This is a genomic window from Mycobacterium sp. 1165178.9 (genome assembly GCF_001673555.1).
GTDB lineage: Bacteria > Actinomycetota > Actinomycetes > Mycobacteriales > Mycobacteriaceae > Mycobacterium.
The window spans coordinates 1-10,852 of sequence record NZ_LZMB01000154.1 but is presented as its reverse complement, the minus strand read 5'-3'; the positions used below and the strand labels follow the sequence as shown (position 1 = coordinate 10,852).

11 protein-coding genes and 2 pseudogenes are annotated in these 10,852 nt (G+C 65.0%); 8 read left to right on the top strand and 5 right to left on the bottom strand.

The window, feature by feature from the left end; all coding sequences use genetic code 11:
- Nucleotides 1-102: pseudogene (locus A5652_RS27455) on the bottom strand (short chain dehydrogenase); the annotation flags it as partial.
- An 82-nt stretch (nucleotides 103-184) separates the two neighbouring features.
- Here A5652_RS27455 and A5652_RS07550 point away from each other — a divergent pair.
- From A5652_RS07550 to A5652_RS07540, 3 genes are all read left to right on the top strand, one after another.
- The gene (locus A5652_RS07550; RefSeq protein ID WP_232001115.1) at nucleotides 185-1,117 is read left to right on the top strand and encodes an SDR family oxidoreductase; all 933 of its coding nucleotides are present in this window, start codon (nucleotides 185-187) and stop codon (nucleotides 1,115-1,117) included.
- 61 nt (nucleotides 1,118-1,178) lie between these two features.
- Entirely contained in the window at nucleotides 1,179-2,240 is a 1,062-nt protein-coding gene (locus A5652_RS07545; RefSeq protein WP_197513817.1) for an SAM-dependent methyltransferase, read from the top strand.
- 275 nt (nucleotides 2,241-2,515) lie between these two features.
- Entirely contained in the window at nucleotides 2,516-2,941 is a 426-nt protein-coding gene (locus tag A5652_RS07540) for a hypothetical protein (protein ID WP_067348609.1), read from the top strand.
- A 63-nt stretch (nucleotides 2,942-3,004) separates the two neighbouring features.
- Here the strand turns inward: A5652_RS07540 and A5652_RS07535 are convergent, their stop codons facing one another.
- Both A5652_RS07535 and A5652_RS07530 read right to left on the bottom strand, forming a co-directional pair.
- Nucleotides 3,005-4,663 carry an Hsp70 family protein gene (locus tag A5652_RS07535; RefSeq protein ID WP_067348598.1) on the bottom strand — a complete coding sequence of 553 codons (1,659 nt, stop codon included), beginning with the start codon at nucleotides 4,661-4,663 and terminating at the stop codon, nucleotides 3,005-3,007.
- A gap of 111 nt (nucleotides 4,664-4,774) precedes the next feature.
- On the bottom strand, nucleotides 4,775-5,860 hold the full coding sequence (locus A5652_RS07530) for a dihydrodipicolinate reductase (RefSeq protein WP_067348593.1): 1,086 nt from the start codon (nucleotides 5,858-5,860) through the stop codon (nucleotides 4,775-4,777).
- 90 nt (nucleotides 5,861-5,950) lie between these two features.
- On the opposite strand from A5652_RS07530, the gene A5652_RS07525 reads away from it, so the two are divergent.
- From A5652_RS07525 to A5652_RS07515, 3 genes are all read left to right on the top strand, one after another.
- A complete protein-coding gene (locus A5652_RS07525) occupies nucleotides 5,951-6,298 on the top strand; it encodes an MmpS family transport accessory protein (RefSeq protein WP_197513815.1) in 348 nt (115 codons plus the stop codon).
- A gap of 37 nt (nucleotides 6,299-6,335) precedes the next feature.
- Entirely contained in the window at nucleotides 6,336-7,643 is a 1,308-nt protein-coding gene (locus A5652_RS07520) for a cytochrome P450 (protein WP_067348586.1), read from the top strand.
- A 206-nt stretch (nucleotides 7,644-7,849) separates the two neighbouring features.
- Nucleotides 7,850-8,392, top strand: coding sequence for an ester cyclase (locus A5652_RS07515; protein ID WP_067348583.1), 543 nt, complete (start codon nucleotides 7,850-7,852; stop codon nucleotides 8,390-8,392).
- Between the two features lie 55 nt (nucleotides 8,393-8,447).
- Here A5652_RS07515 and A5652_RS07510 read toward each other — a convergent pair whose 3' ends face one another.
- Both A5652_RS07510 and A5652_RS07505 read right to left on the bottom strand, forming a co-directional pair.
- The gene (locus tag A5652_RS07510) at nucleotides 8,448-9,935 is read right to left on the bottom strand and encodes an NAD(P)/FAD-dependent oxidoreductase (protein WP_067348579.1); all 1,488 of its coding nucleotides are present in this window, start codon (nucleotides 9,933-9,935) and stop codon (nucleotides 8,448-8,450) included.
- A 289-nt stretch (nucleotides 9,936-10,224) separates the two neighbouring features.
- Nucleotides 10,225-10,467: an acyl carrier protein gene (locus tag A5652_RS07505; RefSeq protein WP_067348575.1), complete on the bottom strand. Its 243-nt coding sequence runs from the start codon at nucleotides 10,465-10,467 to the stop codon at nucleotides 10,225-10,227.
- Nucleotides 10,468-10,485: 18 nt separating this feature from the next.
- Between A5652_RS07505 and A5652_RS27450 the strand changes: the two genes are divergently transcribed.
- Nucleotides 10,486-10,659 (top strand): hypothetical protein, encoded by a 174-nt coding sequence (locus tag A5652_RS27450; protein ID WP_156745206.1) that lies wholly within the window; start codon nucleotides 10,486-10,488, stop codon nucleotides 10,657-10,659.
- 19 nt (nucleotides 10,660-10,678) lie between these two features.
- Nucleotides 10,679-10,852 (top strand): annotated as a pseudogene (locus A5652_RS28430) (cutinase family protein); the annotation flags it as partial.

The following is a 10,852-nucleotide window of genomic DNA, read 5'->3' as shown; positions in this document are numbered from 1 at the left end:
ATCGAGTCGGGCGAGTCCGAACCCCAGACCGCTGTTCGCTCCGGTGACGACCGCCAATTTTCCAGAGAGATCGGGCACTGTGGGGACAAGGTTGCTCGCCATGCGTATCACTCCTTTCCGGTACGTCCGGGTCCTAGTGTGCGCTTTTGCTCACCTAGTGTCCGCGGGCGACCCATTCCTCGTAGTGCCCGATCTCTCTGGAAAATTGGCGGTCGTCACCGGAGCGAACAGCGGTCTGGGGTTCGGACTGGCTCGGCGACTCGCGGCCGCGGGCGCCGACGTCGTTATGGCGATCCGTAACCGCGCCAAGGGTGAGGCGGCGATCGACGAAATCCGCGCCACGGTTCCCGGGGCCAAGCTGACCATCAAACCGCTCGACCTGTCGTCGTTAGCCTCCGTCGCCGCGCTCGGCGAACAACTCAACGCCGACGGCCGCCCGATCGACATTCTGATCAACAACGCCGGGGTCATGACTCCGCCGGAACGCGACACCACCGCGGACGGCTTCGAATTGCAGTTCGGCAGTAACCATCTCGGACACTTCGCGCTGACCGGGCATCTGCTGCCGCTGCTGCGCGCCGCCCAGGGCCCTCGCGTCGTATCGCTGAGCAGCCTGGCGGCGCGTCAAAGCGGCAAGATCCACTTCGACGACCCGCAATTCGAAAAGTCCTACGCCGCCATGTCGGCCTACGGCCAATCGAAGCTGGCGGTGTTGATGTTCGCCCTCGAGTTGGACCGGCGCAGCCGCGCGGCCGGCTGGGGCATCATGTCCAATGCCGCACACCCCGGCCTGACCAAGACCAACCTGCAGATCGCCGGGCCTTCGCACGGCCGCGAGAAGCCCGCCCTGATGGAGCGGTTGTACAAGGCGTCCTGGCATTTCACGCCGTTCCTGTGGCAGGAGATCGACGAGGGGATTCTGCCGGCCCTGTACGCGGCGGCGGCGCCGAACGCCGAGGGTGGCGCGTTCTACGGGCCCCGCGGACCCTTCGAGGCCGCCGGCGGCGGGGTGGCTTTGGCGAAGGTGCCCCAACGCGCGCGCAACGAGGACGACTGCCGGCGACTGTGGGAGCTTTCCGCGCAGCTTACCGGCGTGAGCTACCCGACGGCGAACTGATAATCAGCGCAACGATTATCGTCGACATATGCCCGAACACCAGATGCCCGAATCGAGCATTGTGGTGCGGCCCGAGCCTGTTTACACCGAGGCGACGCGGCTGCGGGCCGCCGGTTTGGCCCAGGCGATCGCGGCGTTCGAGCGGGCCGCCGAAGAGGTGACGCTGCCCAAAGCCCCGCAACCGATCGTCATCGCCGACTATGGCGCCGCCAACGGCCACAACTCGCTGAAGCCGCTGTCGGCCGCCATCGCCGTGTTGCGCCACCGCACCCGCCACGATCACGCAATCCTGGTGGCGCACACCGATGTACCGCGCAATGACTTCGCGGCATTGTTCGAGACGGTAGCCAACGACCCGGAAAGCTACCTACACTCCGACACCGCGACGTTCACCTCGGCGGTCGGCCGGTCGTTCTACGACCAGATCGTGCCGTCCAAGACGGTCAACCTGGGCTGGACGTCGTGGGCAATTCAGTGGCTGAGCCGAACTCCCTGCGAGGTGCACGATCATGTGCACGTCTCGCGCAGCAGGGACGAGGCCGTGCAGTCGGCCTTTGCCGACCAGGCCGCGCTGGACTGGCATAACTTCGTCGCCTTCCGCGGTCGCGAGTTGGCCCCCGAGGGCCGGCTGGTGGTGTTGACGCTGGCCGCCGACGAAGACGACACCGCGGGCTTTGCCCCGTTACTCGATGCCATCGTCGAGGCGCTGGGCGATCAGGCGCGCGACGGCCTGCTGCACCCAGATGAGCTGCGGCGCATGACGATTCCGACGTTTCCCCGTGGCGAGAAGGATTTTCGTGCCCCGTTCGCGCCGAAGGGCCGGTTCGAAGGCCTGATGATCGAGCATCTCGAGATGTTCAACGCCGAGGATCGATTCTGGACTCGTTACCAGCGGGACAACGATGCAGAGGCTTTCGGTGCGCAGTGGGCGGCCTTCGCTCGCTTCGCGCTGTTCCCCTCCCTGGTCGCCGCGCTCGACGGTGGAGCCCGCGACGAGCGCGCAACGAAATTCGTCGAGCAATTGGAGGTCGGACTCGCCGGGCGCCTGTCAAGCGCACCCGAGCCGATGCGGATCCCGCAGGCGCTGGTCGTGCTGGTCAAGCGCGACACATCGCGCCGATGAGAGTTTTGGCACAACGGCGCAGCGGGTAACCCCTAGCAATCGTCAACCTGCGACCGCAAGGGGGTAGACGCATGAGCGTGCAGGACGATAAGGGCACTGAGAGCGATAAGAAGACTGAGGACGACAAAGCGCCTGAGTCCGATAAAATGACTGAGGACGACAAAGCGCCTGAGTCCGATAAAAAGACTGAGGACGACAAAGGGTCTGAGGCCGATACGCAATCGGAGCGAGCCAGAAACGCTGATCAAACCAATCAAGGGGACGATGAACAGCGGATGACGGAGAAGCCCGAGCCGGACGAAGACGACAAAAAAGAGGCCGCCAAGATGATGGAGGCCTATAAGGACAAGCCCACGATCGTGCTGCCCGGGACCGGGGGCAGTGTGTCCGGCACTGCGGTCAACGAATGGCTGGACGAAGACGGCAACCCCAAGCACGAAGAACCCGAGGGCTCGGATGCTCAAGGCTCGGATGCCGAAGAGTCGAATGCCGAGCGCTCGAACGCCGAGGACTCCAAGGACTCGAATGCCAAGGACTCGAACGCCAAGGACTCGAATGCCAAGGACTCCGACGGCGACGAGAAGGGCGATGGCCAGCGGGACGAAGAGGCGCTGAAGGAGCAGATCGAAAAAGACAAAGCCCTCAACGAGAAGCTCAAAGAAGCTGCCCAGGAAGAGAACAAGGGCGAAGAGGGCAATTGAGACCAAAAGGGTTGAGCCGAACCCAGATTCCCGAGCTAGCGCTCATTGCCCGGGTATCGGCCCCTACCCGCTGATGCCCAGGTTGCTCTCGATTCCCTGAACGATCTCGTTGACCCGATCCAGACCGGGAATGGGTTCGTTGACGCCTGGAATCGGTGGAATCGGCGGGGCCGCTACCCTGCGCGGAGCCGCCGGATGCACGGGCGGTGGGACCGCCTGAGGAGTCGCCCGAGGCGTGGTCGTCATCGGCGTCTCGGTCTCTGCGGGCGGCGTGGTGTCGGAGGTTGATGGCACCGGAACATCTTGTGGCGGCGCGGCGGGCTGCGCGGTTGCGTTGTTGCGAGCCGGCGGCGGCGTTGCCGGCGTGGTGCTCAGGGCCGGAGTTGGTGTCGTCGCCGATTTGTTCTGCGAGGTCAGTCCGATCGCCACGGCGGTTCCCACCAGCAGTACGGCCGCGACGATGATGATGATTGCCGCCGCCGGCAGCAGACGCCGGCGAGAAGGCGGCCGCTCGGCAGTTTCGGGTGCCGACCACGCCTGCGCCATCTGTGCCCCTGTCGGCTCGGCCGGTGGCGCCTGGGCGGTCGTGGTCGCTTCCGGGCGCGGATCCGGCCGCACCGACGCCCGAGCCGTCGCAGTGGCAGGCGCTGCGGGCGCCGAAAGCGTCGCGCCGGCATCGGCGGGACCGTGCGCCATCCGCAGCGCGGCGCCGACCGCGGCCGCGAGTTGCGGGCGCGGAGTCGTTGCCACCGGAACGCGAAAATGCCGCGACAGCGCGGTAGTGAGGGTCGGCAGGTTCGCCCCGCCTCCCGTCGAGACCACCGCGACGAGGTCACGGATTCCGTTGCGCGTCAAGACTTCCTCCAACGCCGCGATCACGCCACCCAGCGAAGGACGGATCGCGTCATCAAGTTCGTGCCGGGTGAGCCGCACTTCGCCGCGCGTACCGGTCAACCCGTCGGTCAGCGTGGCCACCGCGCTCGAGGACAGCTGTTCCTTGGCGACCCGACATGCGCTGCGCAGTCGGCTCAGCGAGCCGATCGCCGCGGTGCCGGTCGGGAACGCACCGGTCGTCGGCATGTTGGCGATGGCGACGCCCAGCAGCGCCTGATCGATCAGGTCGCCGGAGAAGTCGCGATGCCGAACGGTCGGAGCCAGCGCGCGGAAATCCCCGTCGGCGTGCATCAACGTGATGTTGGTGCCGCTGCCGCCGAAATCGCAGACCGCCACGGTTCCGCGCGGGGGTATGCCCGGGCTGGTCCGCACGGCGAGCAGCGTCGCCGCGGCGTCGGGAATCAGCAGGGCGGGACGCGCGCGTCGCGACCACTCGGGGATCTCGCTCAGGGCGGCACCGAGGGCCTCCACCGCGTGTGACTCCCAGTGGGCCGGATAGGTCACCGCGACGTCGTCGGGCACGCCACGGCCGTCGGTGGCGGCGTGCGCGAGCGCCCGCAACGCGTCGGCGATCAATATCTCGCTGCGGTGCACGGAGCCGTCGAGCGCCACGACGCCACGAGGGTCGCCGACACGGCTGACGAAGCCGGTGATCACCACGCCCGGCCCCTGCAGTCTGGGGTTTTCCGCGGGTATGCCGACCTCGGCGGGCCGATCCGGATAGAGCGTCAGAACGGGCTTGCGGGTGATGGCGTTGTCAGAGGTAACGGCCGCCAGGTTGGTGGTGCCGATCGATAAACCCAGCGCGGTCCCGACTCCATTGGCCATATCCCGATCCCCGTATCCGCAGCACCAACTCGCATCCGGCTAGCCGTTATTGTGCCGCCAAAGTCTGTATTCCGTTTCAGCGGCAGCTATGCGCCCACTGTGCGCCGGTCATCAGCGGATGCTGCCTTCGCCGGCGATCAGCGGGAGGTCGAGGGGGGTGACCCAACCCGGCCGCAGGTTGTTGACGGCGGGAACGGCATTGAGTGCCCGCAGACCGGTGGCCAGGCATCCGGCCGCGGCCGCGTCCCGGCCCGAACCGTCGGTAAAGCGGAATGCGGTCTCCTGAAAGATGCTCGGAGTGCCCTCGATGTCCACGCGGTAGACATCGTTGTCGTGGCCGGTCGGCCAATCCGGGGCGGCGTCCAGCCCGATCCGGTTGACGTGTTCGAGCTGGATGCGGGTCTCGCCCTGGTAGACGCCGTTGATGGTGAACCGGACCGCGGCGACGTGCCCCGGCTTGATGACGCCCCTTGCCGAGTTGCGCTCCGTCGGGGTCACCCACTTGTCCCAGGTGGTGGTGATTTCGTCGAGCATGATGCCGGCGGCGTGCGCAATCATCGGGACGGTCGCGCCCCACGCGAAGATCAGCATGTCGCGGTCTTCCAGCAGCGGCTTGAACTCCGGCTCGCGGCCAATGCCCATCTCGAATTCGTAGTCGCCCTCGTAGTTCGTGTAGTCCAGCAACTCCGAAGCCCGGACTCGGCGCACCTCAGAGCACAGCCCCATCAATGTCATCGGGAACAGGTCGTTGGCGAATCCGGGATCGATGCCGGTGGTGAAACACGACGACTCCCCCAGCTCGCAGGCCTCGGTGATCGGCTGGATCCAATTCGGCGGGTTGAGGCTCATGGTCGGCCAAACCCAGGGTGTCATCGCGGTCGAGCACACGTCGATGCCGGCCCGCAGGAACCGGGTGATCAGCGAGATGTTCTCCTTGGCGTGCATCGCCGTCGGGCCGTAGTGAACCAGCGCGTCGGGTTTCAGGGCGATCAGCGCGTCGACGTCGTCGGTGGCGGTGATCCCGACCGGCTCGGACAGCCCGCAGATCTCACCGACGTCGCGGCCGACCTTGTCGGGGTTGCTGACGCCGACACCGACCAACTCGAACAGCGGATGCTTGACGATCTCGGCGATCACCATCTTGCCGACGAAGCCGGTTCCGTACACCACCACCCGCTTTGAGCCGTGTTCCGCCATGCTTTGACGCCACCTTTCCGGTCACCCGCACCCGCTTCGGGCTTCACCATAAGCTTCCCTACCGTCGCTTGTGGTGACACGATGCAATTCATGATGAAGCACCTCGCCGGACCTTCGGTCCTGTTGGCTGTCGGTCTCGGATTCGCGAATACGTGCGGCGCGGCCCACGCCATGCCCCAGATGCCGAAGGTCCGCTATGAGGTCAACGGGCCCGCGGTCGCCGAGTTCATCTACTACCAAACCGACAACGGGCAGCTGCATCAGGTGAATGCGCCGCTGCCCTGGTCGACGGAGTTCACCGGCTTTGGCGGGCAAGTGTTCACCATCAGCGCGCAGGGGCCGGGCCCCATCTCCTGCAAGATCTTGCTGGACGGCAACGTGGTGAGCGCCGCGACGGCAACCACCGGCGCGCCTGCCAGAACGCTCTGCACGCACTGACGAAGCGCTCCCTCTTTTTCGCCAAAAGGAGGTCTAGATGAGCCTCAAGACGGGTCCCAAGAAAGCTCTGGCGCCGCGGACGAACGGGACGCCACCGCCCGACATTCCGCTCGCCGACATCCATCTCGATTCGCTGGACTTCTGGGAGCTGGACGACGACATCCGCGACGGCGCCTTCGCCACCCTGCGCCGCGAGGCGCCGATCTCGTTCTGGTCCGCCGTCGAGTACGAGGGGTTCGAACCCGGCGGCGGGCATTGGGCGCTGACCAAACACGACGACGTGTACTTCGCGAGCCGTCACCCCGACATCTTCAGCTCCAGCCCCAACATCACGATCAACGACAACACGCCGGAGATCAGCGAATACTTCGGCTCGATGATCGTGCTGGACGATCCGCGACACCAGCGGCTGCGCTCGATCGTCAGCCGCGCGTTCACCCCGAAAGTCGTGGCGCGCATCGAGGCGTCGGTCCGCGAGCGGGCCCGCCGGCTGGTCGCGTCGCTGGTCACCAACCATCCCGACGGAGAGGCCGAGCTGGTGAGTGAACTCGCCGGTCCGCTGCCGCTGCAGGTCATCTGCGACATGATGGGCATCCCCGAAGAGGACCATCAGCGCATATTCCATTGGACCAACGTGATTTTGGGGTTCGGCGACCCGGATCTGGCCACGGATTTCAACGAGTTCCTCCAGGTGTCCATGGACATCGGCGCCTACGCCAGTGCGCTGGCAGAGGACCGGCGAACCAATCACCACGACGATCTGACCACCAGCCTGGTGGAAGCCGACGTGGACGGGGAACGGCTGTCCTCGACCGAGATCGCGTCGTTCTTCATCCTGCTGGTGGTGGCCGGCAACGAGACGACGCGCAACGCGATCAGCCACGGTGTGCTGGCGCTGTCCCGCTACCCCGCGGAGCGGGAGAAGTGGTGGTCAAATTTCGATCGCCTGACCCCCACCGCCGTCGAGGAGATCGTGCGGTGGGCCTCCCCGGTTGTCTACATGCGGCGCACTTTGACCCGTGACTTCAAGCTCGGCGGCACCAAGATGAAGGCCGGCGACAAGGCCACGCTCTGGTACAACTCGGCAAATCGCGACGAGTCGACGTTCAACGACCCCTGGCTTTTCGACGTGGCGCGCACCCCCAATCCACACTTCGGCTTTGGTGGCGGCGGAGCCCATTTCTGCCTGGGGGCCAACCTGGCTCGTCGTGAGATCAGGGTCGTCTTCGACGAATTGCGCCGCGAGATACCCGACGTCGTCGCGACGGACGAGCCCGCGCGGCTGCTCTCGCAGTTCATCCACGGCATCAAGACCCTGCCGGTAGCCTGGACCCCGCCCCGGTAGCCCCGCACCGAATTCCCTTCTGTCCGAGGGTGTATCGCCTTCTCAAATCCGTTAGCGCATGCGCTAGCGGATTCGGCAAAGACCTACCGTCCGCCCGGAGGCCCCGCCGGGAGGTTTATCGCTTTGTCAAAACCGGTAGCACATGCGCTAGCGGTTCCGGTCGTGACCCACCCCTCGAGGCCAAAATCCAGGTTTACGCTGACCACGTGACCATTCCCGCGTTTCCCGCCGCCGAGGTGCTGGCCGCCCGCCAGAAACTTGTGCTCGACCACTTTCATGACGAGGTCCGTCAAGCCTGGGACGATGTCTTGGCGACCTTCCCGCATCCGCGCTACGAGCTGATTCCCCAGATGCTCGTGCACGACGGCGACGAGGCGGTGCGGGAGTACTACGCCTACACGCGGACCGCGTTTCCCGACCAGGACCACGAAATCATTGCGCTGCGACACAGCGCGGACGCGGTGATCGTCGAGTTCTGGCTGATGGGCACGCACCGCGGCTACCTGGGCAAGGTCCCGCCCACGGGCAGCCGGTTCCGCGTCCGCATGACCGCATACTTCGTCTTCGATGACAAGGAAACCCTTGTCTGCGAACGCATTTACTTCGACACGCTGACCATGATCAAGCAACTCCTGGGCGGCCTGGACATGAAGAAGCCTGCCAATTGGTGGCTGGCCGCGCGCTGTGTGCGCGGGTTTTTGTCGATGTCGTCCGAAAAACCGGACCCCGCGCTGACCAGCGCGCCCTGAACTCTGCCGCTAACGGATGGAGCAAGGACGGCCAACCCGTTGGGGCAGCCGGTTTTTAGGCGATCACGTAATCGCTGAGCGGAAAGGCCTGCGCTTCGCGCACTGAGTTGAGTGTCGACGTCGGCCGCAGCAGCGATGCCTCACCGCTGGGACTGAAGTAATACGAACGCGACGTGGCGCAATTTCCGGCATAGAACACCGAGCTGTCCAGCAATTTGGTCATCCGCTCCATGAACCGGTCGTTGGCCTCTTCGGTCACCTCGAAGGTCGTCGCGCCGCGGCGCTTGACCTCACCGAGCAGCCGGTCCATGTGGCGCATCTGGTATTCGATGGTGTGGAAGAAGGACAGCCCGGAGAAGGCGAACGGGCTTGCCAGGCCCAGGTAGTTGGGGAAGTGGGGAATGGACACGCCCTGGTAGGCCTGGAACCTGGTCTCCCGCCACCACTTACCCAGGTTGCGGCCCTTGCGGCCGACCACCTCGATGGCCGGGAAGTTCGCCTCCCACAGGTCAAATCCGGTGGCCAGCACCAGCGTATCGATGACGGTCTTACGCCCGTCGGCGGTGACGATGCCGTCCTGCTCGATCCGCTCGATCGAGTTGGTCTCCAGGTGCACGTGCGGCTTGGTGAACGCGCGGTAGAAGCCGTTGGAAAAGGTCGGCCGCTTGCAGCCGAGGTCGTAGTCCGGCGTCAACTTGGCGCGCAGTTCCTTGTCCCGGATCCACCGGAATCGGCTGATCTTGGCCAGGTCGGAGGCGGAAATGTTTCCGCGCCCGCGCGACTCCCGAAAGTGCAGCGCCCCCACGACCATGATGATCTCGAGGATGACGTCGGTCACCCACCGCAGCGCGCGCTGCGCCGCCGGCACCCGCGCAAACAGGCGCCGCACCGCAGGGGGGAACTCGAAGTCAACCTTGGGTATCACGTGGGTCGCGGTCCGCTGGTAGACGGTCAGCTCGGCGGCCTCTTTGGCGAGCTCGGGAATGATTTGCACCGCGGACGCGCCGGTCCCGATGACCGCGATGCGCCGTCCCGCGTAGCTATAGCCGTGGTCCCATGCCGTGGTGTGGACCACTTTGCCTTGGAAACTCGCAATACCCGGGATATCCGGCATGCGCGGCTGGGACAGGAACCCGGTGGCCGTGATCAGGAAGCGGGTCGTCAGCGTTTCGCCGCCTGCCAGCGCCACCCGCCACACCGCGGCGTCCTCATCCCACTGGGCACCTTCCACGGTCGTGTTGAACCGCATGTGGCGGCGCACGTCGTACTTGTTGGCGACCTCCGCCGCGTACTGCTTGACCTCGGCGCCCGGCGCGAACAGTCGTGACCAGTCCGGCTTGGGTTCGAACCAGTACGAGTAAGTGGTCGAGGGGATGTCGACGGCGATGCCCGGGTAGTGGTTGACGTGCCAGGTGCCGCCCAAATCGTCCTCGCGGTCGAGGATGACGAAGTTGTCAAACCCGAGGCGCTTGAGCTGAATAGCGGCGCCGATGCCGCCAAAACCTGCCCCTACGATGATCGCGTCGAAACGGTCCGTGTCCACAGCCTTGCTCCGTGCTACCTGTTTCCGTGCCTAATAAATCATAAGCTTTCCCTAAGATACGTAACTCTAATAGGGCGCCACGCCGGATGCATCCGAGCTTTGCAGGTATGTGACCATGCTGACACAAGTGCGGTAGCCCCATGACGGGTCTATCAGACCTGGTCATCGGGGCGATTAACCGCGTAAACGGCCGCCCTGCCGGGGATTACGCGGCATCACCCGCTGTAGGCAACGTCGTGCGAGTCAGGGGCGGAACCCCCGACGGGGTCGGCGCGAAACGCCGGTTTTCTTATCTTGCGGCCGGTCCGGCTGCGGACGTCCCCTGCAGCTGGCCGAGTAGCTCGTGGCATCGCCGCGCGCGTTCGGCGTCCTGAGCCATTACTTCGTTGAAGAAGGACTCGACATCATCCAAACCTGCGTTCTTCGCGTCACGCACGTACTGGCCATAATCATGCCCCGCCTTCAGCGAGTGATATTGAAGGGAAATAAGATCGAAGGTCACGTCGTCGAAACCCGTTTCACCCGTTGCCATGTCGCCACCTCTCTAACAGTGAGCGCCAATCTGGTACTCGCCGTGTCCGGCTACCCTGAATGGACAACACCAAACGACGACTTGAAAATGTTTTTCGGCAACCCGCTGCGCGGGTCCGATGGCGGCGACGCAGGCGCCATCGGTCGCAGTGGCGGTATACAGGAAAACATCACGTATTGGTTGGCAAATTGACAGTTTGGGAGGGCCTTGGATGGGCACTTTTGACGCCATGATCGCACGTCACATCTTTCGTTCCCTCGGTTCAGCAGCAGTAATCGCGGCGTCGGGCGTGGCCGTTTCGGCCCTGTCCACCTCCGTCATCTCCACCGCCTCGGCTGCCCAGTGTCCCGATGTGCAAGTAGTGTTCGCCCACGTCACTGGCGAA

Bases quoted from the DNA above. Each gene is read 5' to 3' on its own strand.
- A5652_RS07540 (WP_067348609.1), top strand. From the start codon at position 2,516: ATGACGGAGAAGCCCGAGCCGGACGAAGACGACAAAAAAGAGGCCGCC.
- A5652_RS07535 (WP_067348598.1), bottom strand. From the start codon at position 4,663: ATGGCCAATGGAGTCGGGACCGCGCTGGGTTTATCGATCGGCACCACC.
- A5652_RS07530 (WP_067348593.1), bottom strand. From the start codon at position 5,860: ATGGCGGAACACGGCTCAAAGCGGGTGGTGGTGTACGGAACCGGCTTC.
- A5652_RS07525 (WP_197513815.1), top strand. From the start codon at position 5,951: ATGATGAAGCACCTCGCCGGACCTTCGGTCCTGTTGGCTGTCGGTCTC.
- A5652_RS07520 (WP_067348586.1), top strand. From the start codon at position 6,336: ATGAGCCTCAAGACGGGTCCCAAGAAAGCTCTGGCGCCGCGGACGAAC.
- A5652_RS07505 (WP_067348575.1), bottom strand. From the start codon at position 10,467: ATGGCAACGGGTGAAACGGGTTTCGACGACGTGACCTTCGATCTTATT.